The organism is Polymorphobacter sp. (genome assembly GCF_051860865.1).
GTDB lineage: Bacteria > Pseudomonadota > Alphaproteobacteria > Sphingomonadales > Sphingomonadaceae > Sandarakinorhabdus.
Map to the genome: position 1 here is coordinate 1 of NZ_JBIMKZ010000047.1, position 25,255 is coordinate 25,255.

The 25,255-nt window shown below is 69.3% G+C and carries 28 protein-coding genes, 1 pseudogene and 2 riboswitches; of the genes and pseudogenes, 17 read left to right on the top strand and 12 right to left on the bottom strand.

Translation table 11 applies throughout. The features are described from left to right. The first annotated feature begins 13 nt into the window (after positions 1-13). Positions 14-1,114, top strand: a complete 1,101-nt coding sequence (locus tag ACTIFJ_RS09825) for an MBL fold metallo-hydrolase (RefSeq protein WP_439533934.1) — start codon at positions 14-16, stop codon at positions 1,112-1,114. On the opposite strand, the gene ACTIFJ_RS09830 is transcribed toward ACTIFJ_RS09825, so the two are convergent. Beyond that, the gene (locus tag ACTIFJ_RS09830) at positions 1,107-1,280 is read right to left on the bottom strand and encodes a DUF1328 domain-containing protein (protein WP_439533935.1); all 174 of its coding nucleotides are present in this window, start codon (positions 1,278-1,280) and stop codon (positions 1,107-1,109) included. The genes ACTIFJ_RS09825 and ACTIFJ_RS09830 overlap by 8 nt on opposite strands. A 130-nt stretch (positions 1,281-1,410) precedes the next feature. Between ACTIFJ_RS09830 and ACTIFJ_RS09835 the strand changes: the two genes are divergently transcribed. Next, positions 1,411-2,472 carry an endonuclease/exonuclease/phosphatase family protein gene (locus tag ACTIFJ_RS09835; protein ID WP_439533936.1) on the top strand — a complete coding sequence of 354 codons (1,062 nt, stop codon included), beginning with the start codon at positions 1,411-1,413 and terminating at the stop codon, positions 2,470-2,472. On the opposite strand, the gene rnhA is transcribed toward ACTIFJ_RS09835, so the two are convergent. From rnhA to ispH, 3 genes are read right to left on the bottom strand one after another with little or no spacing between them, the layout of a single operon-like run. Continuing rightward, entirely contained in the window at positions 2,469-2,939 is a 471-nt protein-coding gene (gene rnhA / locus ACTIFJ_RS09840) for a ribonuclease HI (RefSeq protein ID WP_439533937.1), read from the bottom strand. The two genes, ACTIFJ_RS09835 and rnhA, sit on opposite strands and share 4 nt — an antisense overlap. Then, positions 2,936-3,892 (bottom strand): homoserine kinase, encoded by a 957-nt coding sequence (thrB, locus tag ACTIFJ_RS09845; RefSeq protein WP_439533938.1) that lies wholly within the window; start codon positions 3,890-3,892, stop codon positions 2,936-2,938. The genes rnhA and thrB overlap by 4 nt, the downstream gene beginning before the upstream one ends. A gap of 4 nt (positions 3,893-3,896) precedes the next feature. Beyond that, positions 3,897-4,889 (bottom strand): 4-hydroxy-3-methylbut-2-enyl diphosphate reductase, encoded by a 993-nt coding sequence (ispH, locus tag ACTIFJ_RS09850; RefSeq protein ID WP_439533939.1) that lies wholly within the window; start codon positions 4,887-4,889, stop codon positions 3,897-3,899. 135 nt (positions 4,890-5,024) lie between these two features. On the opposite strand from ispH, the gene ACTIFJ_RS09855 reads away from it, so the two are divergent. From ACTIFJ_RS09855 to gcvPB, 6 genes are all read left to right on the top strand, one after another. Beyond that, complete coding sequence (locus tag ACTIFJ_RS09855) at positions 5,025-5,663, top strand: hypothetical protein (RefSeq protein WP_439533940.1); 639 nt, start codon at positions 5,025-5,027, stop codon at positions 5,661-5,663. Between the two features lie 72 nt (positions 5,664-5,735). Further along, a riboswitch (glycine riboswitch) is annotated at positions 5,736-5,841 on the top strand. A gap of 1 nt (position 5,842) precedes the next feature. Next, a riboswitch (glycine riboswitch) is annotated at positions 5,843-5,950 on the top strand. Positions 5,951-6,024: 74 nt separating this feature from the next. Further along, entirely contained in the window at positions 6,025-7,104 is a 1,080-nt protein-coding gene (gcvT, locus tag ACTIFJ_RS09860; protein ID WP_439533961.1) for a glycine cleavage system aminomethyltransferase GcvT, read from the top strand. Continuing rightward, a complete protein-coding gene (gene gcvH, locus ACTIFJ_RS09865; protein WP_439533941.1) occupies positions 7,104-7,475 on the top strand; it encodes a glycine cleavage system protein GcvH in 372 nt (123 codons plus the stop codon). The genes gcvT and gcvH overlap by 1 nt, the downstream gene beginning before the upstream one ends. Then, positions 7,475-8,245 carry a class I SAM-dependent methyltransferase gene (locus tag ACTIFJ_RS09870; protein WP_439533942.1) on the top strand — a complete coding sequence of 257 codons (771 nt, stop codon included), beginning with the start codon at positions 7,475-7,477 and terminating at the stop codon, positions 8,243-8,245. Before gcvH ends, ACTIFJ_RS09870 begins: the two co-directional genes overlap by 1 nt. Before the next feature lie 5 nt (positions 8,246-8,250). Continuing rightward, complete coding sequence (gene gcvPA, locus ACTIFJ_RS09875) at positions 8,251-9,618, top strand: aminomethyl-transferring glycine dehydrogenase subunit GcvPA (protein ID WP_439533943.1); 1,368 nt, start codon at positions 8,251-8,253, stop codon at positions 9,616-9,618. Continuing rightward, entirely contained in the window at positions 9,615-11,165 is a 1,551-nt protein-coding gene (gene gcvPB, locus ACTIFJ_RS09880; RefSeq protein ID WP_439533944.1) for an aminomethyl-transferring glycine dehydrogenase subunit GcvPB, read from the top strand. The genes gcvPA and gcvPB overlap by 4 nt, the downstream gene beginning before the upstream one ends. Positions 11,166-11,327: 162 nt before the next feature. Here gcvPB and thpR read toward each other — a convergent pair whose 3' ends face one another. Further along, on the bottom strand, positions 11,328-11,852 hold the full coding sequence (thpR, locus tag ACTIFJ_RS09885) for an RNA 2',3'-cyclic phosphodiesterase (RefSeq protein ID WP_439533945.1): 525 nt from the start codon (positions 11,850-11,852) through the stop codon (positions 11,328-11,330). A gap of 3 nt (positions 11,853-11,855) precedes the next feature. Beyond that, positions 11,856-12,446 carry an arylesterase gene (locus tag ACTIFJ_RS09890; RefSeq protein ID WP_439533946.1) on the bottom strand — a complete coding sequence of 197 codons (591 nt, stop codon included), beginning with the start codon at positions 12,444-12,446 and terminating at the stop codon, positions 11,856-11,858. A gap of 98 nt (positions 12,447-12,544) precedes the next feature. Between ACTIFJ_RS09890 and ACTIFJ_RS09895 the strand changes: the two genes are divergently transcribed. The 4 genes from ACTIFJ_RS09895 to ACTIFJ_RS09910 all read left to right on the top strand — a co-directional run bounded on the left by ACTIFJ_RS09895 (position 12,545) and on the right by ACTIFJ_RS09910 (position 17,511). Next, complete coding sequence (locus tag ACTIFJ_RS09895) at positions 12,545-13,282, top strand: ABC transporter ATP-binding protein (protein WP_439533947.1); 738 nt, start codon at positions 12,545-12,547, stop codon at positions 13,280-13,282. A gap of 9 nt (positions 13,283-13,291) precedes the next feature. Further along, positions 13,292-14,002, top strand: coding sequence for a dienelactone hydrolase family protein (locus ACTIFJ_RS09900; RefSeq protein WP_439533948.1), 711 nt, complete (start codon positions 13,292-13,294; stop codon positions 14,000-14,002). Next, a complete protein-coding gene (locus ACTIFJ_RS09905) occupies positions 13,999-16,485 on the top strand; it encodes an ABC transporter permease (RefSeq protein WP_439533949.1) in 2,487 nt (828 codons plus the stop codon). Before ACTIFJ_RS09900 ends, ACTIFJ_RS09905 begins: the two co-directional genes overlap by 4 nt. A 273-nt stretch (positions 16,486-16,758) precedes the next feature. Continuing rightward, positions 16,759-17,511, top strand: a complete 753-nt coding sequence (locus ACTIFJ_RS09910) for a Bax inhibitor-1/YccA family protein (protein ID WP_439533950.1) — start codon at positions 16,759-16,761, stop codon at positions 17,509-17,511. Positions 17,512-17,723: 212 nt separating this feature from the next. Here the strand turns inward: ACTIFJ_RS09910 and ACTIFJ_RS09915 are convergent, their stop codons facing one another. Genes ACTIFJ_RS09915 through ACTIFJ_RS09930 form a run of 4 tightly spaced genes read right to left on the bottom strand, consistent with a single transcriptional unit; the run spans position 17,724 to position 20,864 of the window. Further along, positions 17,724-18,278 (bottom strand): nucleotidyltransferase family protein, encoded by a 555-nt coding sequence (locus ACTIFJ_RS09915; protein WP_439533951.1) that lies wholly within the window; start codon positions 18,276-18,278, stop codon positions 17,724-17,726. Then, positions 18,275-19,252 carry a molybdopterin-binding protein gene (locus tag ACTIFJ_RS09920; RefSeq protein WP_439533952.1) on the bottom strand — a complete coding sequence of 326 codons (978 nt, stop codon included), beginning with the start codon at positions 19,250-19,252 and terminating at the stop codon, positions 18,275-18,277. The genes ACTIFJ_RS09915 and ACTIFJ_RS09920 overlap by 4 nt, the downstream gene beginning before the upstream one ends. A 2-nt stretch (positions 19,253-19,254) precedes the next feature. Then, on the bottom strand, positions 19,255-20,223 hold the full coding sequence (locus ACTIFJ_RS09925) for an XdhC family protein (RefSeq protein WP_439533953.1): 969 nt from the start codon (positions 20,221-20,223) through the stop codon (positions 19,255-19,257). 5 nt (positions 20,224-20,228) lie between these two features. Further along, positions 20,229-20,864, bottom strand: a complete 636-nt coding sequence (locus tag ACTIFJ_RS09930; RefSeq protein ID WP_439533954.1) for a CoxG family protein — start codon at positions 20,862-20,864, stop codon at positions 20,229-20,231. A 246-nt stretch (positions 20,865-21,110) separates the two neighbouring features. Here ACTIFJ_RS09930 and ACTIFJ_RS09935 point away from each other — a divergent pair, with 246 nt between their 5' ends. From ACTIFJ_RS09935 to ACTIFJ_RS09955, 5 genes and pseudogenes are all read left to right on the top strand, one after another. After that, positions 21,111-21,620 (top strand): cold-shock protein, encoded by a 510-nt coding sequence (locus ACTIFJ_RS09935; protein WP_439533955.1) that lies wholly within the window; start codon positions 21,111-21,113, stop codon positions 21,618-21,620. A gap of 4 nt (positions 21,621-21,624) precedes the next feature. After that, positions 21,625-22,071 (top strand): DUF192 domain-containing protein, encoded by a 447-nt coding sequence (locus ACTIFJ_RS09940; RefSeq protein WP_439533956.1) that lies wholly within the window; start codon positions 21,625-21,627, stop codon positions 22,069-22,071. Between the two features lie 63 nt (positions 22,072-22,134). After that, on the top strand, positions 22,135-22,530 hold the full coding sequence (locus tag ACTIFJ_RS09945; protein WP_439533957.1) for an NADH:ubiquinone oxidoreductase subunit NDUFA12: 396 nt from the start codon (positions 22,135-22,137) through the stop codon (positions 22,528-22,530). Position 22,531: 1 nt separating this feature from the next. Further along, complete coding sequence (mlaD, locus tag ACTIFJ_RS09950) at positions 22,532-23,062, top strand: outer membrane lipid asymmetry maintenance protein MlaD (protein WP_439533958.1); 531 nt, start codon at positions 22,532-22,534, stop codon at positions 23,060-23,062. Positions 23,063-23,132: 70 nt separating this feature from the next. Then, positions 23,133-23,432, top strand: a pseudogene (locus tag ACTIFJ_RS09955) (DUF2155 domain-containing protein); the annotation flags it as partial. A 35-nt stretch (positions 23,433-23,467) separates the two neighbouring features. Here the strand turns inward: ACTIFJ_RS09955 and aat are convergent. Next, positions 23,468-24,175 carry a leucyl/phenylalanyl-tRNA--protein transferase gene (gene aat / locus ACTIFJ_RS09960; protein WP_439533959.1) on the bottom strand — a complete coding sequence of 236 codons (708 nt, stop codon included), beginning with the start codon at positions 24,173-24,175 and terminating at the stop codon, positions 23,468-23,470. Next, positions 24,172-25,255, bottom strand: a 1,084-nt coding sequence (locus ACTIFJ_RS09965; RefSeq protein ID WP_439533960.1) for an amidase family protein, incomplete at its 5' end; no start/stop codon positions are given. The genes ACTIFJ_RS09965 and aat, both read right to left, overlap by 4 nt.

Genomic DNA, 25,255 nt, shown 5'->3' on the forward strand with positions numbered 1-25,255 from the left:
TTAGAGCCGAGGGATGTCTGATACGTCGCTTACCGCTTATGCCGGCCCGGTGCTCGGGTCACCCGATGCGGAGCGGGCGCCGGAGGAGCGGCGGGGGCTGCACTATCCGCATGGGCGCTGGGTGCCGGGGCCGGGTGCGCTGTTCGAGGTGGCGCCGGGCGTGCACTGGCTGCGGATGCCGCTGCCGATGGGCGGGCTCGACCATATCAATCTGTGGGCGCTCGAGGACGGCGACGGCTGGGTGCTGGTCGATACCGGCCTGTCCGACGATGTGACGCGGGGGCTGTGGGCGCAGCTGTTCGAGGACGGGCTCGGCGGGCGGCCGGTGCGGCGGGTGATCGTCACGCATTTTCATCCCGACCATATCGGGCTGGCCGGCTGGCTGTGCGCGCGCTGGGGGGTGCCGCTGGAGATGGCGCGGACCGAATATCTGCTGGCGCGGATGCTGGCGCTCGACATCAGGCCCGAGCCGCCGGGCGAGGCGATCGACTTTTCGGTGCGGGCCGGCTGGCCGGACACGGCGATCCAGGCGCTGCGCAGCCAGCCCTGGGGGCGCTATGGGAAGATTGTCAGCGCGCTGCCGGCGGGGTTCCGGCGGCTGCGCGGCGGCGAGGTGCTGTCGATCGGCGGGCGCGAGTGGCGGCTGGTGACCGGGCGCGGCCATTCGCCCGAGCATCTGTGCCTGGTCACCGACGGGCTGATGATCTCGGGCGACCAGGTGCTGCCGCGGATTACCAGCAATGTGTCGGTCTATCCGACCGAGCCCTATGCCGATCCGCTGGGGGACTGGCTGGAGTCGATCGAGGCGCTGCGCGCGATCGATCCCGATGTGCTCGTGTTGCCGGCGCATAACGAGCCGTTCCGGGGGTTGCATGTCCGGCTCGACCAGCTGGCGGCCGATCACCATGACAAGCTGGCCAAGCTGCATGCGCTGTGCGCTGTGCCGCGGACGGCATTCGAGAGTTTTTCGACGCTGTTCCGCAAGCCGATCGGCGAGCGGGATTATGGGATCGCCACCGGCGAGGCAGTCGCGCACCTCCATTGGCTGGAGGCGCGCGGACGGCTGCGGCGACTGTCCGACGACAGCGGGGTCGACCGGTTCGAGGCTATTTGAACTTCTTGCGGACAGTGAGGCTGAGGATGGCCAGCGCCACCGCGATGATCAGGGCGATCCAGAACAGCAGCTTGGTGACTTCCCAGGCGACACTGACCAGTCCGCCGAACGCCAGCACGCCGAGAATGAGCGCGATGATGGCGAAGATGACGGCGCCTTTTTTCATGGGATCGAGCCTTCCGGAATAGTGAAATCAATGATGTGTGAACGAGAATAATCGGGCGGGGGGCCGAATGTTCCTTGCCTGCCTCAGTCCGTTGCGGGCAAGGGCAGCAAGTCGAGGCGCCGGGGCGAGCATGCGTATCATCATTATCGTGATCCGGATATTGGCCGGGCTTCTGGTTCTGGCCACCGGATGCAGCCTGATCGAATCGAATGAATGGTGGATGCGGATATGGGATTTTCCGCGTCTTCAGCTGTTGTGCGCGCTGCTGATGGTGATGGCGGTGCTGGTGTGGATCGACCGGGCGGGCAGGCGGTGGCTGGCGCCCCTGTGCGCGGTGGCGGCCGGGTGGCAGATGGTGCGGGTCTTTCCCTACACGCCGCTGGCGAAGACCGAGATGGCGTTGGTGGGCGACGGCCATCCGGGACAATGCTTCACGGCAATGGCGTTCAACGTGCTCGAATCGAACCGGGACTATGGGCGGACGCTGCGGTTGATCGAGCGGGTTGATCCCGACATCCTGGTGCTGATGGAGACCGACGACCGCTGGGCGGCGGCGCTGGACGGGGTGCTGAAGGGCTATCCGCATGTGCTGAGCGAGACGCATGGCAACACCTATGGGATGATCTTTGCGACCCGGCTGGCAATGCGGCGGGGGCGGATCGAATCGATTGCCGACGAGGACACGCCGTCGGTGGATGCGGTGCTGGAGGGCGGGGTGCCGTTCCGGGTGATCGCGCTGCATCCGCAGCCGCCGGTGCCCGGAAAGGATACCGAGGCGCGCGACGCCGAAATTGCCGTGGCGGCGCGGCGGGCGGCCAGGGAGCGGCTGCCGGTGCTGGCGCTGGGTGACTTCAACGACGTGGCCTGGTCGCACACGTCGCAACTGTTCAAGCGGATCGGCGGCTATCTGGACCCGCGTGTCGGGCGGGGGGTGTTCCCGACCTTTCCGGCGCAGGTGCCATGGCTGGGCTGGCCGCTCGACCATCTGTTCGTGACGCCGGAGTTTGCGGTGCGGTCGATCTCGGTGCTGGAGAATGTCGGGTCGGACCATCTGCCGATCAGTGCCGAGGTCTGTCTGGGCGGTCCGAGGCCGGCGAACGACGCGCCGGACCCGGTGACGGCCGAGGATCGCGAGGATGTCGACGAGGTGATGGACGAGTATCGCGAGGCGAAAGCGGACGGGGAAATCTAGCCGGCGCGCATCTCGGCGATGGCTTCGTTCGCTAGGGCGTCGGCGCGCTCGTTGTCGGGGTCACCGGCGTGGCCCTTGACCCAGCGCCAGTCGATCTTGTGGCGGGCGGTGGCGGCGAGCAGGGCCTGCCAGAGCTCGGCGTTCTTGACCGGCTTGCGGTCGGCAGTCTTCCAGCCGTTGCGGACCCAGCCATGGACCCATTTGGTGATGCCGTCCTTGACGTAATTGCTGTCGGTGGAGAGGATGACTCGGGCCGGGCGGCTGAGGGCGTTGAGCGCCTCGATGGCGCCGGTCAGCTCCATGCGGTTGTTGGTGGTCAGGCGTTCGGCGCCCTTCAAGGTCTTTTCCTGGCCGTTGGCGGCGCGCAGCAGGGCGCCCCAGCCGCCGATGCCGGGGTTGCCCTTGCAGGCGCCGTCGGTGGCGATGACGACGAGGGGGAGATGGTCGTCGTTGGCGGTGATGGTCATTTGAGCATCATGTCGGGCGTGGCGTCCTGGTACCAGGCGAGGCGGCGGGCAAAGGCCATCGGGTCCTTGCGGGTGACCAGCGCGTCGGCGGGGGTGTTGAGCCAGTCATAGGCGCGGGTGAGGGTGAAGCGCAGCGCGGCGCCGGCGCCGAGGACGGGGAGGGCGGCGGCTTCGGCTTCGCTTAGAGGGCGGACCTCGGCATAGCCGCGGGCCAGCGCGGCGGCGCGGTCAGCGTGGTGGGTGCGGCCATCGGCGGTGAAGCACCAGGCGGCGTGGGTGATGGCATAATCATAGGCGAACAGGTCGGTGCAGGCGAAGTAGAAGTCGATCAGCCCGGAGACCGTGTGGGCGCGGATGAGGACATTGTCCGGAAACAGGTCGGCGTGGATGGTACCGCGCGGCAGGGCGGCGGGCCAGCCGGCGGTAGCCGCGAGGCCGGACTCGACAAGGGCGGCGAGCGCCGGGTCGATCTCGCCGAACCGGCCGTCGCAGCGGGCCGCGAGCGGACCCCAGCTCTCCGGGCCCAAGGCGTTGGGGCGTTCGGCGGTGAAGCTGGCGACGGCGCGGTGGAGGCGGGCCAGCGCCAGGCCAGCTTCGGCGCAATCGTCCGGCGTCGGCTCGGTGACCGAGACGCCGGGGAGGAATTCGATGATGCAGGCCGGGCGGCCGTTGAGGGTTTGCAGCGCGGTGCCGGTGCGGTCCGGGATCGGGCGGGGGACGGGCAGGCCGGCGTCGGCGAGATGGGTCATCAGCGCCAGGAACCACGGCAGATCCGAAGCCTGGACGCGGCGCTCGTAGAGGGTGAGGATATAGCGGCCGGCGGTGGTATCGAGCAGGTAGTTGCTGTTCTCGACGCCCTCGGCGATGCCCTTGAAGCTCAGCGGTTCGCCGATATCATAGCCAGCGAGAAAGGCGGCGAGATGCTCGGCGGTGACCGCCGTATAGACTGCCATCGGCTCAATCGCCGACGAGCGCGCGGGGCAGCTTGAAGACGACCTCCTCGACGGCGGTGGTGACATTCTCGGTGTGGACGGTGAAGTGACTGCCGAGGCGGGTAAGGACTTCCTGGACGAGGACCTCGGGTGCCGAGGCGCCGGCGGTGAGGCCGAGCGTGGTGACGCCGTCGAACCACTGCCAGTCGATGTCCGAGGCGCGCGAGATCAGGAAGGCGCGGGCGCCCTCGCGCTCGGCGACTTCGCGCAGGCGCTGCGAATTGGAGGAATTGGTGGCGCCGATGACGAGGACGAGGTCGCAGCGCGGCGCCATTGCCTTGACGGCGGCCTGGCGGTTGGAGGTAGCGTAGCAAATGTCGTCGCCGCGCGGGCCCATGATGCCTGGGAAGCGGCGCTGCAGCTCGGCGACGACATCGGCGGTGTCATCGACCGACAGGGTGGTCTGGGTGAGGAAGCCGAGGTTGGCGGGATCGGCGACGGTGACGGCGCGGGCGTCGTCGACGGTCTCGATCAGCGTCATCGAGCCTTCCGGGACCTGGCCGAAGGTGCCGATGACCTCGGGGTGGCCTTCATGGCCGATGAACAGGATGTGGCGGCCGGCGGCGGCGAGCCGCTCGGCCTGGCGGTGGACCTTGGAGACCAGCGGGCAGGTGGCATCGAGATAGTTGAGGTCCCGCGCCTGGGCGGCGGCAGGGACCGACTTGGGGACGCCGTGCGCCGAGAAGACGACGGGAACACCGTCCGGCACCTCGTCCAACTCCTCGACGAAGATGGCGCCCTTGGCCTTCAGCGTGTCGACGACGAAGCGGTTGTGGACGATCTCATGGCGGACATAGACCGGGGCGCCCCAGCGCTCGAGGGCCAGCTCGACGATGTTGATGGCGCGGTCGACGCCGGCGCAGAAGCCGCGCGGGGCGGCGATCAGCACGGCCAGCGGGGGGCGATGATCGGGGCGTGCGCTGGTGTCGGCGAGCGGGGAAGCGAGCGTGTCGGTCATGGCCTGTCCTTTAGGCGATCGGCTGGCCCGACGCTACAGTCTTGCGGGGGCGCGCGCGGCGGGGCATGACGCCGCTTCCAAGATGGGTTAAGCGGGGTCTTTCGTTCCCGCATCGGCCGTGAAAGGTCATTTATAGTGTCGGTCCTGAGATTGCCTGTCGTTCGTGCGGTTGCCCTGCTGGGCCTTGGCGCGCTGGTGCTGGCCGGGTGCCAGCGCAACCCGCTGGTGGTCAAGCGGTCGCCGTGCGCGGCGGTCGCGGTGCCGATCTATGCCAATGACATGACGCTGCTTTATCCGGGTACGGCGCCCGATGCGGCCAATGTCGATCTGGTGGCGTCGATGACCAATGTGCGTGGCACCTGCAACGAGGGCGTCGAGCAGCTGGTCAGCGATGTCAGCTACCAGGTGGTGGCGCGGCGCAGCGATGCTTCGGCGGCGCGTCAGGTGCAGCTGCCGGTGTTCGCCAGCGTGGTGCAGGGCGGCAATCTGCTGGTCTCGAAGCAGGTGGCGAGCGTGACCATCGATTTTCCGGCCGGGCAGGCGCGTGGCGTCGGCGTGGGCTCGGCGCGGGCGACGATCGACCGCGACGCAGCGTCGCTGTCGGCAGGCGTGCAGAAGATCATCAACCGCAAGCGCAAGCCCGGCGATCCGGATGCGGCGGTCGATCCGATGGCCGATCCCGAGGTGCGGGCGGCACTGCGCGCGGCCAGCTTCGAGCTGCTGGTCGGCTTCCAGCTGAGCGAGCAGCAGCTGGCGTTCAACGTCACCAAATAAGCCGTCCCGACAAGCTGTGTTGACAGGCCGACGGGGTTCCCGCACCTAGGGGGCGTCGTCAGGCGAGAGTCTGGCGTCAGCGCGGGAGAGTGTGGGGGAGGCCGCGAGGTCTGAGCCCACCGCCGAAGGAGCAAGCCGCCCCCGGAATCTCTCAGGCACGGTGGACCGCGCTGACGTAGTCACGACATTCTGGAAAGTGGAGGTGGCCTTCGGGCGGGCCTCCCACCGAAGGGGTAAGCAGCGCGTGCGCTGTGAAAGCTCTCAGGTCCGGTGACAGACGGGGGCAGGTGCGCGGGAATCGTCCTGCGTGCGTGCGCTGTTGCCGGAGGTCCGTGTGGCCGAGACTGTCGATACCGAACTGATGACGCTGCCGCTCGATGCGCTCCATCGCCGGTTGGGGGCGCGCATGGTCGGCTTTGCCGGCTATTCGATGCCGATCCAGTATGAGGGAATCATCGCCGAGCATCTGTGGACGCGCGGCCATGCCGGGCTGTTCGATGTCAGCCACATGGGGCAGATTCTGCTGCCGCTCGGCGACGCGGCCGGGCTGGAGACGCTGTTGCCGGGCGACATCGCCGGACTGGGCGAAGGGGTGCTGCGCTATTCGCTGCTGCTGAACGAGGCCGGCGGCATTCTCGACGATCTGATGGTGACGCGGCGGGCGGGTGACTATTACCTCGTGGTCAATGGCGCCATGAAGGCTGCCGACATCGCGGTGATGGCGGCGGCCGGGCTGGCGGTGGACCATCGCACCGACTGGGCGCTGCTGGCGCTGCAGGGGCCTGAGGCGGTGGACGTGCTGGAGGGGCTGGTGCCGGGCGTGGCGGCGCTGCGGTTCATGCGGTCGGGCGGGTTCGACTGGCAGGGGCAGGCGCTTTGGGTCAGCCGGTCCGGCTATACCGGCGAGGACGGTTTCGAGATTTCGGTGCCGGCGGCGGCGGCCGAGACGCTGGCCGAGGCGCTTCTGGCCGATGCGCGGGTGCGGCCGATCGGGCTGGGCGCGCGCGATTCGCTGCGGCTGGAGGCCGGGCTGCCGCTCTATGGCCATGACCTGGGGCCGGAGACCTCGCCGATCGAGGCGGGGCTGGGGTTTGCGATATCGAAGCGGCGCAAGGCCGAGGGCGGCTTTCCGGCAGCGGACCGGCTGATGGCCGAGCTGCTCGACGGGCCGGCGCGGCTGCGGGTGGGGCTGGCGATCGACGGCCGGGCGCCGGCGCGCGAGGGCGCGACCGTGCATGTGGGCGATCAGACGGTCGGGGTGGTGACCTCGGGCGGCTTTTCGCCGAGCCTCGAGCGGCCGATTGCCATGGCCTATGTCGAGCGTGGCTGTGCGGGCGACGGCACCGGTCTGGAGATCGAGGTGCGGGGGCGGCGGCTGGCGGCGACGGTGGTGCCGATGCCGTTCGTGACCAAGAATTATGTGCGGGAAGGGAAGCGCTGATGACGGTTTATTATACCAAGGACCATGAGTGGCTGCGCGTCGAGGGGGACGTGGCGACGGTGGGGATCACCGCCTATGCGCAGGAGCAGCTGGGAGATGTGGTGTTCGCCGAGGTACCGGGCGCCGGCACCGTGCTGGTGCGCGGCAACGATGCCGCGGTGGTCGAATCGGTGAAGGCGGCGTCCGACGTCTATGCGCCGGCGTCGGGTACCGTCGTCGAGCCGAACCGGGCGCTGGAGGATGACCCGTCGCTGGTTAACAGCGATCCGGAAGGGGCGGGCTGGTTCTTCACGCTGCGGCTGTCCGACCCCTCCGAGCTGGACGGGCTGATGGACGCCGAGGCCTATCAGGCCATGCTGGCGGGGCTTTGATGGCGGACGGATCGCCTGTCGGCTGGGACCCGGCGCTTTATGCCGCCAACGCGGCGTTCGTGCCGGCGCTGGGCCATGTGGTGCTCGACTGGCTGGCGCCGAAGGCCGGCGAGCGCATCCTCGACCTGGGCTGCGGCGACGGCGCGCTGACGGCCCGGATCGTCGCCAGCGGCGCCGAGGTCGATGCCCTGGATGCCGATGCGGCGATGATTGGCGCGGCGCGGGCGCGTGGGCTGTCGGCGCGGGTCTGCGATGCGCGGGACCTGTCCGAGGTCGGCGTTTACGATGCGGTGTTCAGCAATGCGACGCTGCACTGGATCCGGCCGCCCGAGACGGTGATTGCCAATGTCGCGCGGGCGCTGAAGCCGGGCGGGCGGTTTGTCGGCGAGTTCGGCGGGCATGGCAATATCGCGGCGATCCGGGCGGCGCTGTCGGCGACGCTGGTGGCGCGCGGGCTGGCGGCGATCGGCACGCCGGAGTGGCAATTCTATCCGGCGGCCGATGAGTATGAGGCGCTGCTGGAGGCCGGCGGCTTCCGCGTATCGGCCTGCGAGATCGTGGCGCGGCCGACGCCGCTGCCGGGGTCGGTGGCCGATTGGCTGCGGACGTTCCGCGGTGGCTTCCTCGACGCCGCCGGCGTGCCCGAGGCGGTGCAGGCGGCAGTGATCGACGAGACCGAGGCGCGGCTGGCGCCGATGCTTCGCGATGGGCGCGGCCGCTGGACGGCCGATTATGTCCGCCTGCGCTTTTCCGCTTTTCTCCCGGAGTGACATCGATGCGTTACCTGCCGCTGACCGACGACGACCGCGCCGCCATGCTGGCGGTGATCGGCGCGCCCGACATCGACGCGCTGTTCAGCGACGTGCCGACGGGCGCGCGGCTGGCCGGGCCGATCGAAGGCCTGCCGTTCCATGCGCCCGAGATGCTGGTGGAGCGCGAACTGGCGGCGATGGCGGGGCGGAACCTGACCGCCGGGACCGTGCCGTTCTTCCTCGGCGCCGGGGCCTACAAGCATCATGTGCCGGCGAGCGTGGATCATGTCATCCAGCGCGGCGAGTTTTTGACCGCCTACACGCCCTATCAGCCGGAGATTGCGCAGGGGACGCTGCAGGTGTTGTTCGAGTTCCAGAGCCAGGTGGCGCGGCTGACCGGCATGGCGGTGGCCAATGCCTCGATGTACGACGGCTCGACGGCGATGACCGAGGCGGTGTTCATGGCGCGCCGGGTGACGCGGCGGGCAAAGGCCTTGGTCTCGGCGGGGGTGCATCCGCATTATGTCGGGGTGCTGCAGACACTGACGCGGTTTACCGATGACGAGATCGTTTGCGGGGCGCCGGTGCTGGGCGGGGGTGTGCCGGGGGATGATCTGGAGGCGCTGATCGCGGCGGTGGACGGCGAGACCAGCTGCGTGGTGGTGCAGAACCCCAATGTTTTCGGCCATGTCGCCGACCTGTCACCGCTGGCCGAGGCCTGCCAGGCCGCTGGCGCGCTGCTGGTGGTGGTGGTGACCGAGGTGGTGTCGCTGGGGGCGGTGCGGTCCCCGGGCGAGATGGGCGCGGATATCGTTGTCGGCGAGGGTCAGGGACTCGGCAACGGGCTGAACTTCGGCGGGCCGTATCTGGGGCTGTTCGCGACGCGGGACAAGTTCGTACGGCAGATGCCGGGGCGGCTGTGTGGCGAGACGGTGGATGCCGATGGCAAGCGCGGCTTCGTACTGACGCTGAGCACGCGCGAGCAGCATATCCGGCGCGAGAAGGCGACCAGCAATATCTGCACCAATTCGGGGCTCTGCGCGCTGGCGTTTTCGGCGCATCTGACGTTGCTCGGCGAGAGCGGCCTGCGGCATCTGGCGACGCTCAACCATGCCCGGGCCGTGCAGCTGGCCGAGCGGCTGGCGGCGATCCCGGGCGTGTCGCTGGAGACGCCGGTATTCTTCAACGAGTTTACGCTGAGACTGCCGACCGAGGCGCGGGTCGTGGTGCGCAAGCTGGCGGAGCGGCAGATCCTCGGCGGCGTGTCGCTGGGGCGGCTGTTCCCGGGGGTGACGGCGCTGGAGAATGGGCTGGTGGTGGCGGTGACCGAGACGGTGACCGATGCGGATTTCGATGCGCTGGAAGACGCGCTGGATGAGGTGCTGTCATGAGCATGAACGCGATTGGACGGGTGACGCGGCCGGTGGCCGATGACGGCGGGGTAGCCGAGGGCGACACCTGGACCGGCAACCGGGGGCTGATGCTGGAGGAGCCGCTGCTGTTCGAGCGCGGGGCGGTGGACCGCTGCGGGGTCGACCTGCCGCCGGTGCCCGAAGTGGCGAGCCGTCTCGGGACGGTCGCACGGACGGCGCCGATCGAACTGCCTGGCCTGTCCGAGCCCGAGATGGTGCGGCACTATACGCGGCTCAGCCGGCAGAATTATGCGATCGACCTCGGTATCTTCCCGCTCGGCAGCTGCACGATGAAGCACAACCCGCGGCTGAACGAGAAGATGGCGCGGCTGCCGGGCTTTGCCGATATCCATCCGATGCAGCCGCAAGCGTCGGTGCAGGGGGCGTTGCAACTGATCGACCGGTTGGCGCACTGGCTGATGATGCTGACCGGGATGCCGGCCGTGGCCATGAGCCCCAAGGCCGGGGCGCATGGCGAATTATGCGGGATGCTGGCGATCCGGGCGGCGCTGGAGGCGCGCGGCGATGCCCGCAAGGTGGTGCTGGTGCCGGAATCGGCGCATGGCACCAACCCGGCCACCGCTGCCTTCTGCGGCTATGCGGTGGAGAATATCCCGGCCAATGCGCGCGGGCGGGTCGATCTGGAAGCGCTAAAGGCGCGGCTGGGTCCGGACGTGGCGGCGGTGATGATCACCAACCCCAATACCTGCGGACTGTTCGAGCCCGAGATGATCGAGATCGGCAAGGCCGTGCATGCCGCTGGCGGGTTCGTCTATTGCGACGGGGCCAATTTTAACGCCATCGTCGGGCGGGTGCGGCCGGGGGACCTCGGCGTCGATGCCATGCATATCAACCTGCACAAGACCTTCTCGACGCCGCATGGCGGCGGCGGGCCGGGCAGCGGCCCGGTGGTGTTCTCCGAGGCGCTGGCGCCGTTTGCGCCGATCCCGTTCGTGCGCAGGACGCGCGACGGTTTCGAGCTGGTGGAAGAGGCGGAGGCGGTGACCGCCGCGCCGCAGAGCTTCGGGCGGATGGTCGCATTCCATGGCCAGATGGGAATGTTCGTGCGGGCGCTGGCCTATATCCTCAGCCACGGCGCCGACGGGCTGCGGCAGGTGGCCGAGGATGCCGTGCTCAATGCCAACTATATCCTCGCCAGCCTGAAGGACCTCTACACCGCGCCCTTCGCCGCCTCGGGGCCTTGCATGCACGAGGCGCTGTTCTCCGACGACTTCCTCCACGGCACCGGCCTGTCCACGCTCGATCTCGCCAAGGCGATGATCGACGAGGGCTTCCACCCGATGACCATGTACTTCCCGCTCGTCGTTCATGGCGCCATGCTCGTCGAACCGACCGAGACCGAGAGCAAGGCCAGCCTCGACCAGCTGATCGGGGCGCTGCGCTCGATCGGGGAACGGATGTTGGCCGAGCCGGAACGGTTCCGGTCCAGCCCCCACCTCGCCCCGCGCCGTCGGCTGGACGAGACAGCGGCGGCGCGGAAGCCCGTGCTGGCGTATCGGGATTGAGGAAGGGCCTTCGGCGGTAAGATATGCCTCCGGCGGCTAGGGCCGTAGGCCCCAGACCCCAATCATTTGGTTGATCCCGCAGTGCCGTCGGCCGTCGTCTTGCAAAGGCCGGATATCGGGCCTTTTGCCCCAGCCGCCGGAGGCACTTTCTCTTACCGCCCCCTACCTTATCGGATAGCGCTCGATGATCGCATAGTCGGATCCGTCCGGGCCCGGGCGGCTTTCCCATAGGGCGAAGCTGGTGAGGGCGAAGGGGGCGCTGGGCAGCGGGTGGGCGGGGAAGCCGTCGATGGGGCCGGTGAGGCGGCCGCGGGCGACGGTGATATGGGGGAGGAAGGCGCGGGTCTGGGGCGGGATGCCGATGCGGGTGAGGGCGGCATCGATGCGGCGGGCGAGCGCGGTGACGTCGGCGTGGGGACTGACGCCGACCCAGAGCGTGTCGATGCGGCCGCGCCGGTCGAAGGTGCCGGGGGTGGCGAGCGAGAGGGTGAAGGGCTGGAAATTGACGGTGGCGAGGGCGGCGGCGATGTCCTGCGCCTGGTGGCGATCGACCTCGCCGATATACCGGAGGGTCAGGTGGAGCTGGTCATCGCGTTGCCAGCGGGCGCCGGAGACGCCGCCCTGGGCAGAGAGCAGCGCGTCGCGGACCGGCAGCGGCAGTTCGAGGGCGACGAACAGCCGGTGCATGGCTCAGCGCTTGAGGCGGTCGAGCTCGGCCTCGACGGTGGGGAGGATGCGGCGGACGATGACCTTGACGCCGGCGGCGTTGGGGTGAAGGCCGTCGGCGAGTTGCATGCCTTTGACGGTGGTGACGCCGTCCATGAAGAAGGGGTAGAGGGTGACGCCGCGGGCCTTGGCGAGGCTGGGGTAGATGGCATTGAACTCGCTGACATAGGCCTTGCCGTAATTGGGGGCGGCGAGCATGCCGGCGAGCAGGACGCGGCTGCCGCCCTTTTGAAAGGTCTGGATCATCGCATCGAGATTGGCCTTGGCGGTGGCCGGGGACTGGCCGCGCAGCATGTCGTTGGCGCCAAGCTCGAGGATGACGAGATCGGGCTTCTGCTTCATGCCGGCCAGCGTCCAGCTGATGCGGGCGCGGCCCTGGGCGGTGGTGTCTCCGGAGACGCCGCCCATGACGACGCGGACGTCACGACCCTTGGCGCGCAGCGCGGATTCAAGCTGGGGGGCAAAGCCCTGGCCGGGCTTGAGCTGGTAGCCGGCGGTGAGGCTGTCTCCAAAGGCGAGGATGGTCTGGGCGGCGTGTGCGGCGATGGGCAGCATCAGCAACAATAATCCGCCGGCAAGGTGGCAAAAACCACGAAGCATGCCATATCGTGAAACTTGGTCCTGCATCAATCAGCCTCTATCGGGACAATCCCATGACCCCCAATATTGTTATCGATGCGAAAAATGTAACCCTGAGCTTTGGCGCCGGCGATGGCCGGGTCGATGTTCTGCGGCAGGTCGACCTGCGGGTGGCGGCCGGCGAGCGGGTGGCGATCCTGGGGCCGTCCGGGTCCGGCAAGTCGTCGTTGATGGCGGTGCTGGCCGGGCTGGAGCAGGCGAATTCCGGGCAGGTGCTGGTGGCAGGCGCGGATTTTTCGGCGCTGGACGAGGACGGGCTGGCACGGGCGCGGCGCGGGCGGATCGGCATTGTGCTACAGGCGTTTCACCTCATCCCGACGATGACGGCGCTGGAGAATGTGGCGGTGCCGCTGGAGCTGGCGAAGATCGACGGCCATGGCGCGCGGGCGGCGGCGGAGCTCGAGTCCGTGGGGCTGGGGCACCGGATGCGCCATTATCCGACCCAGCTTTCCGGTGGCGAGCAGCAGCGGGTGGGGATTGCACGGGCACTGGCGGCGCGGCCGGCGCTGATCTTTGCCGATGAGCCGACTGGCAACCTCGATGCGGCGACCGGCGAGGCGGTGGTGGAGATGCTGTTCGCGCGGCTGGAGGAGACCGGGGCGACGCTGATATTGATTACCCATGATGCGGCGCTGGCGGCGCGCTGTGATCGGATCATCGAGATGAAGGACGGGCGAATCGTTCGCGACAGTTCCCGGGACACTTCAAGTGACAGTTCAACCGCTGCGGCATTCGACGCTGTAGCCGAATAGGAGAGAATGATGACGGCATTTTCGTATCAGGACCAGGGCGCAGAGTGCGAAGGCTATGTGGCGCTGCCGCAGGCATCCGGGCCGCGACCGGCGGTGCTGGTGGTGCATAACTGGGCCGGGCAGGGGCCGTTCGACAATGCTGTGGCCGACAAATTGGCGGCGCTCGGCTATGTCGGGATTGCTGTCGATGTATTCGGCAAGGGGACGCGCGGCGACCATGCGGCCGACAATAGTGCGCTGATCGCGCCCTGGGGCGGCAACCGCGCGGCGCTGCGCCAGCGGCTGCTGGCGGCGGTGGACGCGGCGGCCGCGCATCCCGCGGTCGACGGTGACCGGATTGCGGCGATCGGCTTCTGCTTCGGCGGGATGTGCGCGCTCGACTTGGCGCGGTCGGCCGACCCGCGGGTGAAGGGCGCGGTGAGCTTCCACGGTGTCTATGGCACGCCGAACCTCGGCGAGCAGCTGCCGATCACCGCCAAGGTGCTGGTGCTGCACGGCTGGGAAGACCCGTTTACGCCGCCGGAAGCGCACAACGGGCTGGCTAAGGAACTGACCGAAGCCGGCGCCGACTGGCAGATCCATGCCTATGGCCATGCCCATCACAGCTTTACCAACCCGCATGCCAACAACCCGGCCGGCGGCCAGGCCTATAATGCGGCGGCCGACCGGCGCAGCTGGGCGGCGACGGTGGCGTTTCTTCAAGAGGCACTTGCCGGTTGAGCCTGGCGCTGCGCCTGGCTTTCCGGGAATTGCGGGGTGGACTGCAGGGGCTTCGGCTCCTTGCAGTCTGCCTTGTGCTGGGCGTGGCGGCGCTGGCCGGGGTCGGCAGCCTGTCCTCGGCGATCCGGGCGGGACTGCAGGAACGCGGGCAGGAGGTGCTCGGCGGCGACATCGAGGCGCGGGTGACCAGCGGCTTCGCGACGCCGGCCGAGCTGGCGCGGCTGCGGCGCGAGGGGCCGCTGGCGGTTGTGGTGAAGCTGCGCGGCATGGCCGGTGGGTCGGCCGGCGATGCGCGGACGCTGGCGGAGATCAAGGCCGTCGATGGCGGCTGGCCGCTCTATGGGCGGTTCTCGATGCAGGGCGGCGGGCGGACGGTGGCACCGGGGCAGGTGGCATTGTCTTCGGCGCTGGCCGAGCGGCTGAAGCTGGGGCGCGGCGACACGGTGGAGATCGGCAGCGGGCGCTTTGCCGTCGCCGGGATCATCGCCGAGGAGCCGGACAAGGCCGGCGACGGCTTCGGCTTCGGGCCGGGGCTGCTGATGCGGACCGAGGACCTGGAGGCGACCGGGCTGCTGGCGCCGGGCAGCCAGTTCCGCAGCCATTATCGGCTGCGGCTGCCGGCAAGCGTCGATCCTGAGGCGCTGGTCAAGCGGTTGGAGGCCGAAATGCCGGCATCCGAGCTGCGCTACCGCGACCGCTCCAATGGCGCGCCGGGGACGCAGCGGTTCGTCGAGCGGCTGGGGCAGTTTCTGACCCTGGTCGGGCTGACGGCGCTGGTCGTCTCGGGTGTCGGCGTCGGCGGCGGCGTGGGCGCCTATCTGGCGGCGCGGACGCGGACGATCGCGACGCTGAAGATACTGGGGGCGGATTCACGCCTCGTGCGCACGGTCTATCTCTGGCAGATCGGGCTGGTGGCGGCAGGCGCCGTGCTGGTGGGGCTGGTGATCGGCGCGGCGGCACCCTGGGTGGCGGCGCAGGTGGCGGCGGATGCCTTGCCGGTGCCGCCGTCGCTGGCGATACAATGGGGGGCGCTGGCGGCCGCGGCCGGCTATGGCCTGCTGATTGCGCTGATGTTTGCGCTGTGGCCGTTGTCCGAGGCGGCGGCGACGCCGGCGGCGCGGCTCTATCGCAGCCTGACCGAGCGGCCGCCGCGGCCGTCGCTGGCGACGGCGCTGATCGTGGCGCTGGCGGCGGTGATGATCGTCTTGATCACGCTGCTGCGGGCCGAGGACAAGCTTGTCGTGGTGTCCTTCCTCGGCGCGGCGCTGCTGCTTGTCCTGCTGCTCTGGGGGCTGGCGGCGCTGGTGAAACTGGCGGCGGCCGCCGCGCCCAGGCCGCGCGCTATGCTGCTGCGGCTGGCACTGGCCAATCTGCACCGGCCCGGCGCGCCGACGCGGCAGCTGGTGGTGGCATTGGGGCTGGGGCTGACGCTGTTTGCGACGCTGGCGACGATCGAAAGCAATTTCAACGGGCAGATCAACCGGACGATCCCCGAGCGGGCACCGAGCTTCTTCATCATCGACATTCCCAAGGTCGATCGCGATCGGTTCGAAGCGGCGATCGACCGGGCGGCGCCAGGGGCCGAGATGGCGTTCGTACCGTCCCTGCGCGGGCCGGTGACGGCGGTGCGCGGGGTACCGGTGGCCGACATGGAGGTGCCCGAGGGGGCGTGGATCCTGCGCGGCGACCGGGGGCTTTCCTATGCGGCCGCGCTGCCGGCGGGCAATGAGCTGATCAGCGGGCAATGGTGGCCAGCCGATTATGCAGGGCCGCCGCTAATCTCCATCGACGACGGGGCGGCGACATCGCTCGGGCTGAAGATTGGCGATACGCTGACGATCTCGGTACTGGGCGTGGAGATCACCGCAAAGCTGGCGAGCACGCGCAAGATCGACTGGCAGTCGCTGGGCTTCAACTTCGGGATATTGTTTTCGCCCGGCGTGCTGGAGGCGGCGCCGCATGGCTGGATGGCGACGGTAGCGGTGCCGCCGGCGGGCGAGCGCGCTGTGCAGCGGGCGGTTGGGGACGGCTTCCCGACCGCATCGCTGGTGCGGGTGAAGGATGTGATCGACCAGGTGAGCACGCTGCTCGGGCAGCTGTCGGCGGCGATCCGCGCGGCGGCGTCGGTGACGGTGGCGGCGGGGATCGCCGTGCTGGTGGGGGCGCTGGCAGCCGGCGCGCGGGCGCGGACCTATGATGCGGTGCTGCTCAAGCTGCTCGGTGCCAGCCGGCGGCAGGTGGCGGCGACGACGCTGATCGAATACGGCCTGCTGGCGGCAATCGTCGCCGGGCTGGCGCTGCTGCTCGGGTCGGTGGCCGGGTGGTTCGTGATCACCCAGGTGTTCGAGCTGGAATGGCAGCCGATATGGTGGCCGGTGGTGGCTACGGTGCTGGTCGGCGCGGTGGTGACCGTGGTGCTGGGGCTGCTGGGCTCGTGGCAGGCGCTGTCGGCGCGGCCGAACGCGGTGCTGCGCGGGCTTTAGGGGGCCGACCTTCAGATGAAGAATGCCTCCGGCGGCTGGGGCCGCAGGCCCCAGACCCCGATGATTGGGCCTCCGCAGGCAAAAGCAGGACGACCTTATGGATCAACCAGATAATTGGGGTCTGGGGCCTAAGGCCCCAGCCGCCGGAGGCACTCTGTCTTGCCGCCGGCGACAATTGCGGCAGTGCGACGCCGCTGAGCATTGAAAAAATCGGCGTTATCCCCGATATTGCTCGCATCACCGGCAGGCACGCCGGCTTTTGGGAGGTTATTGATGGCCAATCAGTTTGATCCGCGGCTTGATGCCAGGATCGGTTCTGGGCGGGCGTCCGCAGAGGTTTCGGCCAGCTTCGATGCGGGCCTGCGCGCCCATATGCTTTCGGTTTACAACTATATGGCGTCGGGCGTTCTGCTGACCGGCATCATCGCGTTGCTGTTTGCGCAGGGCGCGACACCGGAACAGTCGCTCGCCGGCCAGATCTTCATGCAGCCGGGTATCCTGAAGTGGGTTGTCATCCTGGCACCGCTCGGGCTGGTGATGTGGCTGAGCTTCGGCATCAACCGCCTTTCCGAAGGCGCTGCCAAGGCGATCTTCTGGGCCTATGCGGCGCTGATGGGCGCCTCGCTGTCGACGATCTTCCTCGCCTATACGGGCGCGTCGATTGCCCAGACCTTCTTCGCCACTGCTGCGGGTTTCGCGGGGCTGAGCCTCTACGGCTATACTACCAAGCGTGACCTGTCCGGCTTCGGCAAGTTCCTGCTGATGGGCCTGATCGGCATCATCGTCGCGTCGCTGGCCAATCTGTTCTTTCAGTCCAGCGCACTGAACCTCGGCATCTCGATCATCGGCGTGTTCCTGTTTGCCGGCCTGACTGTTTATGACACGCAGAAGATCAAGAACATGTACGCCGAAGTGGCAGGTACGTCGTTTGCCGGCAAGGCCGTAATCATGGGCGCGCTGACGCTGTACCTCGACTTTATCAACCTCTTCCTGTTCCTGCTGCGCTTCATGGGCGACCGCCGCTAACAGCGGTTCAGGACTGACAGATCGAGCCCGGCGGGTTGTCCCCCGCCGGGCTTTTTTTGTGCGCGCCGTGGGGAGGAAGGAGGCCGCCGGCGGCTGGGGCCGCAGGCCCCAGACCCCATCAAGGGGCTTTCGACGTGCATGAACCGCCGGCGTTTATCCCCGGCCTCACTCTTGGGGTCTGGGGCCTGCGGCCCCAGCCGCCGGACGCACCCTTATAGATCTTCCGGGCGGTCGATGTCGCGGTGGATGGCGGCGGAGGGGGCGGGAACTTCGGTGACGGGGAGGCCGGGGAGCAGGCGCCGGGCGCCTTCGTCGCCGGTGAGGGTCATGAGCGTGGGCCAGTGGGCGCGGGGCCAGCGGACGGGGTTGCCGCGCTGGCCGTTCCAGACGGGCAGGGCAATGCCGGGGGTGGCGGCGAGGGTGGCGAGCAGGGCGGGTTCGAGGTCCGGCATGTCGGCGAGGGCGATGAGAGCGGCGTCCCAGGTTGCGGGGGCGGCGGCGAGGCCGGCGCGGAGCGAGTGCGCCATGCCGAGGACGTGATCGGGGGCGTGAACGAGGGTGAGGGGCAGAGCGGCCAGCGCGGTGGCGACGGCATCGGCGTGGGCGCCGGTGACGACGATGACGGGAAGGTCAGCGGCGAGCAGGGCGCGGGCGGCGTGGACGATGAGCGGCTGGCCGCGCAGGGTGGCGATCTGCTTGGCGCTGCCGAAGCGGCGGGCGCTGCCGGCGGCGAGGAGCAGGGCGCCGGTGGTCATTCGGGCGGTCATGCGCGGGGTTGCGGGCGTTCGGCTTCGGGCAGCAGGCCGCCGGTGCCCATGCGGGCGATGTCGGCGCTGGTGACGGCGAGGCCGGCGACGAGGCGCTCGAGGACGATATCGAAGCCGTTGCGGCGCGGCGAGCGGGCGCAGCCGGGAAGGCCGATGACCGGGCGGCCGTCGAGATGCCCCAGGACGAGCATGTTGCCGGGATCGACGGGCATGCCGAGGCGGATGATCTCGCCGCCGGCGGCGACAATGGCGGCGGGGATGACGTCGGCGCGGTCGACGCTGGCCGAGGCGCCGACGATCAGGATGATGGCTTCCGGGCGGGCGGCGAGGGCGGCGGCGAGGGCGGCGGTGTCATGCGGGACGGCGCCGGCGTTGGTGAATGGGCAGCCGAGCGCGGTGATGCGGGCGCGGGTGACACGGGCAGTCTTGGCCATGGCCTTGTCGGCGAGGCCGGGGAGGCGGGTGGCGAGCAGGGCGACCGGCTGCGGGCGGAACGGGTGGAGGCGGAGCGGATGGGCGGCGGCGACGGCGGCGGCGAGGGTGGCGCTGTCGACGGCGTAGCGGATGACCTTGATGGTGGCGACGATCTCGCCCTGGCTGACGCGGGCGAGCGGGGCGAGGGTGCCAATGGTCAGCGATTCATCAAGGCTGTTGATGGTATCGATGGCGGCGGGGTGGAGTTCGATCAGGCCGTCGGCGGTGGCGGCGAGGTTGGCGCGGCCATGGGCGGCGGGCAGCGCCTCGATGCCGTGACCGGCCAGCGCCCGGGCGAGGGTGGCAGCGGCGTCGTCCTCCCCGACGTCATCGGGGTCGAGCCGGGCGACGGTGAGACGGTTGAGGCCGGCGGCGGCGGCGGCGGCGAGATCGCCGGCGGTGAGAAGGCGGCCCTTGCTCCAGCGGGTGTCGCCGAGCCGCTGGCCGTGGGCGAGCAGCGCGCCTTCAGCGGCGGCGAGCGGCAGGTCCTCGAAGCGCACGCTCAGCGTCGGAGGGCGAGGATCGGCGCCTTGTGCCAGGCGGCGGTCAATTCGGCGGCGATGCTGAGCGCGATTTCGGCCGGGCCTTCGGCACCGATGGCGAGGCCAGCGGGGCCGTGAATCCGGTCGAGGTCGGCTTCGGCGATGCCGCGGGCGGCGAGGCGTTCGCGGCGCTTGCCGTGGTTCTTGCGGCTGCCGAGCGCGGCGACATAGAAGGCCGGTGAGGCGACGGCGGCGGCGAGGGCGACATCGTCGATCTTCGGGTCGTGGGTGAGGGCGACGACGGCGCTGGCGGCGTTGGGCGCCCATTCGGCCAGCGCCTCGTCCGGCCAGCGGCGATCGAGCGGCAGGCCGGCGAAGCGGCTCTCGGTGGCGAACAGGGTGCGCGGATCGATGATGGTGGTGGCGATGCCGAGCGCCTGGGCGAGCGGCACCAGCGCCTGGGCGATATGGACGGCGCCGATGATTGCCAGCCGGCGCGGCGGCGACCAGGGGCGGACGATCAGCGTTTCCGGCGGGGTTTCATGGGGGCCGGCGGCGCGGCTCTGGCCGGTGTCGGGATCGGTGAGCACCGTTTCGCTGTGCCCGGCGCGGGCGGCGTCGGCGAGGGTGTCGATCAGCGCGGCCGGATAGCCATCATCGGCGAGGCGCTGGACGCGGACGCGGATACTGCCACCGCAGGCTAGCCCGACCTGCCAGGCGGTTTCGTCGGCGACGCCGTAATCGAGGACCCGCTGGCCTTCGCCGCTGGCGAGCAGGGCCTGGGCCTCGACTATGACATCGCCCTCGACGCAGCCGCCGCTGACCGAGCCTTCGAAGGCACCGTCATCGCGGATTGCGAGGTGGCTGCCGGGGCGGCGCGGCGCCGAGCCCCAGGCGCTCTCGACCGTGGCGATGGCGACCTTGTGGCCGGCCGCTGCCCAGCGGGCGGCGGCCTGCAGGGTGGCGAGGTCTTCATTGCCGTCGGCCATGGCGCTCAGCCCCATTGCCAGAACAGGAAGGCAAGGACGAGCAGGATCAGCAGGCTGGCCCAGACGGTGGGGGAGAGACCCTTGCCGGTGGCGGGCGGGGTGGGCGTTGGGGCAGGAGAGGCGGATACGGCTTCGGGGGCCTGGGCGGCGACGGGGACGGACGGCAGCTCGGGTGCGACGGTCAGTTCGGGTGGGGTTTCGAGCTCAGCCTTGAGCCGGGCGAAGAAGCTTTCAGCATAGCCCTTGGCGGTGCCTTCGATCAGCCGGGCGCCGAGTTGGGCCAGCTTGCCGCCGACCGACGAGCGGACATCATAGGACAGGGTGGTGCCTGCGCCGGCGTCTTCGAGCCGGACATCGGCCTCGCCCTTGGCGAAGCCGGCGACGCCGCCCTTGCCCTCGCCGACCAGCCGGTAGCTGGTGCCTTCGACAACGTCGGTGAGCCGGACGAAGCCACTGAAGGTGGCGCGGACCGGGCCGACCTTGGCGTTCATCTTGCCTTCGAGCCGCTCGCCGTCCTCGGCGGCGGTTCGAGTGAGGGTCTCGACGCCCTCGATGCAGCGGGCCAGCGTGTCGGGGTCGTTGAGTGCCGCCCAGACAGAGTGGCGGGGGGCGGCGATGTCGACGGAGCCGGAGAGGTTCATGGGCGGAGGCTTTCTGGTTCGAAGGATGTTCATAGCGCGCTGCGGGGCCCTGTGTCAGCCCGGGGTGCCAAGTCTTCGCCTCATGAACAGACGGCTGGCGGAGTATGAATATTTCATGCTTTGCGGATTCCCTGCAGTCTTATATGATGGACCATTCGCTGGGGAGCGAGCGTTGCGTGGAGGGGGCTTTTGGAACATATTCTCGATATTGAGGCCGACGTTGAAGAAGCGGTCCTTCGTGGCACTGTGAAGTGGTTCGATCCGGTGCGCGGCTATGGATTCATGGTGCCGGCAGACGGGATCGGCAGCGATGTTCTCATTCATTTTACCGTGGTGCGCGATGCCGGTCGGCGTACGCTGCCGGAAGGCGCGACGCTGACCTGCGGTGTGGTGGCGCGGGACCGCGGGCGCCAGGCCCGGCGCATCATCGACATCGACTTGTCCACCGCCATTGGCCCCGATCCGGAGGCCGTGGCCGAGCGTGCGGCCGACCGGGTCAACCCGCAGGCAATGCTGGCCGCGGCAGGCGCTTATGAGGACGTCCAGGTCAAGTGGTTCAACCGGCTGAAGGGCTATGGTTTCGTGGTGCGGCCGGGCGGCGACGAGGATATTTTCGTGCACATGGAGACGGTTCGGCGCGCCGGGCTGCTTGAACTGGCGCCGGGCCAGGCCTTGCAGGCGCGCATCGCCTCGGGGCATAAGGGGCCGCTGGTCGTCACCATCCTGGCAGGCGGAGCCAGCGCGCCCGAGGCCTGACCCTATGCGTATTGTCGTGTTGCCGTTTGCATTTCTCGGTCTGTTGTTGGCCGTGCCGGCGGCGGCATGCCCCAATGTCGGGCTGCCGGAGCAGACGGTGACGATGGTGACGCGCACCGGCAGCCATCGCTATGTCGTGGACCTGGCGGCGACGTCAGACCAGCAGAGCTGCGGGCTGATGTTCCGCGAGACGATGGCGCGCGACCGCGGGATGATTTTTCCGTTCTCGCCGCCGCGCCAGGCCTCGTTCTGGATGATGAACACGCCGCTGCCGCTCGACCTGGTATTCGTCGGGCCTGACGACAGGGTGGTCAGTATCGGTGCGGGCAAGCCCTATTCACGGGCGATGATCGACTCGGGCGGGATTACGGCGGCGGTGATCGAGCTGAATGCCGGCGAGGCGACGCGGATCGGGTTGCGGCCCGGCGACAAGGTGCGGCGGAAGCGCTGAGTTTCGAAGCGCACAGGCGGGGAAGGGCTTGCCTTTGTCGGCCCGCTGGGGTTTGAGAGGCGCATGGGAATGCTCTCGACCTTGTTCACCTGGTGGAACGGCCCTGGTGTCGGTACCCGGATCTTCACCAGCCGCAACGGCACCGAAGTCGGACGCGACGGCGAAGGCAATATCTATTACCGCAGCGGCAAGGCCGGCGACCCCGGCGAACGGCGCTGGGTGATCTACAATGGCGCGCCCGAGGCCACGCGGATTCCCCCCGAATGGCACCAGTGGATGCACAAGACCGTGGCGCTGCCGCCGAGCGAAGCGCCGGTGACGGCGCGCGTCTGGGAGCGGCCCTGGGTGCCCAATGCGACCGGCACGGTGGCGGCCTATCGCCCGGCCGGTGCGCTGGAAAGCGGCGGCAAGCGGGCGGCGGCAACCGGGGATTATCGCGCCTGGTCGCCGGACGCATGACGTGAAGGCGCTGCTGAAGGACAATATCGTCGAAGCGCTGGTCGGTCTGATGGTCGTGCTGGTGGCGCTGTTTTTCGTCAATTTCGCCTGGGAGCGGACGCAAGCCGGGCGCGGCGACGGCTATCTGCTGGTCGCCAAATTCCCGAGCGTTGCCGGCATCACGCCAGGCACCGATGTGAAGCTCGCCGGCATCACCGTGGGGCGGGTGGCGGCGCAGCGGCTCGATCCGGCCAGCTATCAGGCGGTACTCGAGCTTTCGATCCAGTCCAATCTCAAGCTGCCGATCGACAGTAGCGCGGCAATCACCAGCGAAGGTCTACTCGGCGGCAATTTCATCGCGCTCAATCCCGGTGCCGACGAGGTGATGCTGAAGCCCGGCGAGGAGATTATCGAGACCTCGGGCGCGGCCGACCTGATGGGGCTGATCGGCAGTGTGGTCAATCGCAGCGGCGGCGACAGTGGCGGCAGCGGCGAGGCTGGCGGTGGCATGGGTGGGGGCGAGAGCAGCAGCAGCGATGCCGCGCCGCAATAGCCGTTTCCTGTTGCTGATCGCTGCCGGGGTGACTGCCAGCGTTGCGGTGGCCCAGACGACAGCACCGGCAATGGCGCCCGCCACCACGCCGGCCCCGAAGCCCGCACCCAAGCCGGCGACGCCCGCGCCAGGTGCCACGCCCAATGCCGAGCGCGTCGTGACGATTGCGGCGCTCGACAAGCGGACCGGTGTGACCCGCAGCTTCGAAGGCAAGCCGGGCGAGGAGTTCCGCTTTGGCGACCTGGCGGTGGTGGCGCGAAGCTGCGAGACGACGCCACCGTGGGAATCGCGGCTGACCGGCGCCTTCCTGCAGATCGACGAGGTCGGTGCGCGCAGCCGCAGGCGGGTGTACTCAGGCTGGATGTTCGCGCAGAGCCCGTCGCTGAATCCGCTTGAGCACCCGCGCTACGATGTCTGGGTCAAGGCCTGTGCGATGACATGGCCGGAGACCGGGCCTGACACAGTGGCGGCGGGGTCAACCCCATCGGCGAGCCGGTCCAGCGCGCCGAAATCGGCGGCGACGCCGAGCGCGCCGGAGAGCAGCGACCGATAGGTCTTCCGCTCGATCTCCCGGGCACCGAAGCGGGCGAGATGCTCGGTGAGGAACTGGGTATCCAGCAGGGTGAAGCCGCCGACGCGCAACCGCACGACCAGCGCCGCCAGCGCTGCCTTTGATCCGTCGGTGACATGGGTGAACATCGATTCGCCGAAGAAGGCACCGCCCAGCCGTACGCCGTAGAGCCCGCCGGCCAGCCGGCCGTCCGCCGTCCAGGCCTCGACGCTGTGCGCCTGGCCGCGGGCGTGGAGCGCGATGCAGGCATCATGGATCAAACCGTTGATCCAGGTCTGTGGGCGGCCGGGGCCGGGGGCCGCGCAGGCGGCGAGGACCCGGGCAAAGGCGCGGTCATGGGTGAAGTGAAACTGGTCCCGCTTCAGCGCCTTGATCAGGCTGCGCGGGGCATGGAAATCGGCGAGCGGCAGCACGCCGCGACGCTTGGGCTCGACCCAGAACACGTCCGGGCTGTCGGCGGTCTCGGCCATCGGGAAGATGCCGCTGGCATAAGCGCGCAGTAGCATTTCGGGATCGAGCCGGCGGTTGAGCGGGCGGCTCATGCGGCCATCCAGACCGGTGGCGTGCGCTGGTGCCACTCGAGCTGGCGCTCAAGGGCGTAGGCCAGCTCGAGCAGCCGACGCTCGCCGCCGGGTGCGGTGGTGAACTGTATGCCGATCGGCAGGTTGTCCTGGGTCTGGCCGATGGGGAGCGCGATGGCGGGGGCGCCGGCGGCGTTTTCGATTGGGGTGTAGGCGACGTAGCGGAGGAGCAGTGGTTCGAGCTCTTCATAGGATTTGCGCGGGTCGAGCTGGCCGAGTGCCAGCGGCGCCAGGCCGAGCACCGGCGTCATCAGCACGTCGAAGCGCTCGAACTGGGCGGTATAGGCGCGGTCGAGGAGCGAGAGCGTCGCGATGGCGGCATCGATGTCGGGCCGCTTCAGGGCGGCGCCCTGCGCGGCCCAGCTCAGCGACAGCGGCTCGACGTCCTCGGGCGTCGCGGGGCGACCGAGATAGGCGCCGACCGCTTGCACGGCCGTTGCCGCCCACAGGCTCCAGAGACGGCTGAAGGACTCGGCCACCGCCTCGCCGTGCCACGGCGGCGTGAAGTCGACCAGACGATGGCCCAGCCTGGCCAGCAACTGCGCCGCCTGGTCGAACACGGCGCCGACCGCTTCGTCCGGATCGGTACCCACGGACGCGCGGCGGCCAAGCGCAATGCGAAGGCGCTGATCGCCGGCACCGGTGACGAGGCCTATGGCAGGATAGCGGGCGTCGCTGCCGCGCGCCTCGGCCGCGGCGAGCCAGGCGGCGGTGTCGCGAACCGTGCGGCTGAGGCAGCCGTTGACGGGAAAATCGGTGACCTGGCGGCGTGCCGCCTCGCCGCCCATGCGGCCGCGGCTGGGCTTGAGGCCGACGAGGCCGCAGGCCGACGCCGGGATGCGGATCGAGCCGCCGCCATCATTGGCATGGGCGACGGTGACGATGCCGGCGGCAACGGCCGCGGCCGAGCCGCCAGACGAACCGCCGGCGCTGTGGCCGAGCTTCCAGGGGTTGGCGACCGGGCCGGTGAGCAGCGCCTCGGAGGCGGGCAGCAGGCCGAACTCGGGCAGGTTGGAGCGGCCGATAGGGATGATGCCGGCG

What these genes read in the sequence shown, in the direction of transcription:
- aat (WP_439533959.1), bottom strand. Translation starts at nt 24,175, where the DNA reads ATGAGCCGCCCGCTCAACCGCCGGCTCGATCCCGAAATGCTACTGCGC.
- ACTIFJ_RS09910 (WP_439533950.1), top strand. Translation starts at nt 16,759, where the DNA reads ATGGCCAATCAGTTTGATCCGCGGCTTGATGCCAGGATCGGTTCTGGG.
- ACTIFJ_RS09930 (WP_439533954.1), bottom strand. Translation starts at nt 20,864, where the DNA reads ATGAACCTCTCCGGCTCCGTCGACATCGCCGCCCCCCGCCACTCTGTC.
- thpR (WP_439533945.1), bottom strand. Translation starts at nt 11,852, where the DNA reads ATGCACCGGCTGTTCGTCGCCCTCGAACTGCCGCTGCCGGTCCGCGAC.
- gcvT (WP_439533961.1), top strand. Translation starts at nt 6,025, where the DNA reads ATGACGCTGCCGCTCGATGCGCTCCATCGCCGGTTGGGGGCGCGCATG.
- ACTIFJ_RS09900 (WP_439533948.1), top strand. Translation starts at nt 13,292, where the DNA reads ATGACGGCATTTTCGTATCAGGACCAGGGCGCAGAGTGCGAAGGCTAT.
- ACTIFJ_RS09945 (WP_439533957.1), top strand. Translation starts at nt 22,135, where the DNA reads ATGGGAATGCTCTCGACCTTGTTCACCTGGTGGAACGGCCCTGGTGTC.
- ACTIFJ_RS09825 (WP_439533934.1), top strand. Translation starts at nt 14, where the DNA reads ATGTCTGATACGTCGCTTACCGCTTATGCCGGCCCGGTGCTCGGGTCA.
- thrB (WP_439533938.1), bottom strand. Translation starts at nt 3,892, where the DNA reads ATGGCAGTCTATACGGCGGTCACCGCCGAGCATCTCGCCGCCTTTCTC.
- ACTIFJ_RS09830 (WP_439533935.1), bottom strand. Translation starts at nt 1,280, where the DNA reads ATGAAAAAAGGCGCCGTCATCTTCGCCATCATCGCGCTCATTCTCGGC.
- ACTIFJ_RS09940 (WP_439533956.1), top strand. Translation starts at nt 21,625, where the DNA reads ATGCGTATTGTCGTGTTGCCGTTTGCATTTCTCGGTCTGTTGTTGGCC.
- ACTIFJ_RS09890 (WP_439533946.1), bottom strand. Translation starts at nt 12,446, where the DNA reads ATGCTGCCCATCGCCGCACACGCCGCCCAGACCATCCTCGCCTTTGGA.
- ispH (WP_439533939.1), bottom strand. Translation starts at nt 4,889, where the DNA reads ATGACCGACACGCTCGCTTCCCCGCTCGCCGACACCAGCGCACGCCCC.
- rnhA (WP_439533937.1), bottom strand. Translation starts at nt 2,939, where the DNA reads ATGACCATCACCGCCAACGACGACCATCTCCCCCTCGTCGTCATCGCC.
- ACTIFJ_RS09925 (WP_439533953.1), bottom strand. Translation starts at nt 20,223, where the DNA reads ATGGCCGACGGCAATGAAGACCTCGCCACCCTGCAGGCCGCCGCCCGC.
- gcvH (WP_439533941.1), top strand. Translation starts at nt 7,104, where the DNA reads ATGACGGTTTATTATACCAAGGACCATGAGTGGCTGCGCGTCGAGGGG.
- gcvPB (WP_439533944.1), top strand. Translation starts at nt 9,615, where the DNA reads ATGAGCATGAACGCGATTGGACGGGTGACGCGGCCGGTGGCCGATGAC.
- ACTIFJ_RS09835 (WP_439533936.1), top strand. Translation starts at nt 1,411, where the DNA reads ATGCGTATCATCATTATCGTGATCCGGATATTGGCCGGGCTTCTGGTT.
- gcvPA (WP_439533943.1), top strand. Translation starts at nt 8,251, where the DNA reads ATGCGTTACCTGCCGCTGACCGACGACGACCGCGCCGCCATGCTGGCG.
- ACTIFJ_RS09895 (WP_439533947.1), top strand. Translation starts at nt 12,545, where the DNA reads ATGACCCCCAATATTGTTATCGATGCGAAAAATGTAACCCTGAGCTTT.
- ACTIFJ_RS09915 (WP_439533951.1), bottom strand. Translation starts at nt 18,278, where the DNA reads ATGACCGCCCGAATGACCACCGGCGCCCTGCTCCTCGCCGCCGGCAGC.
- ACTIFJ_RS09870 (WP_439533942.1), top strand. Translation starts at nt 7,475, where the DNA reads ATGGCGGACGGATCGCCTGTCGGCTGGGACCCGGCGCTTTATGCCGCC.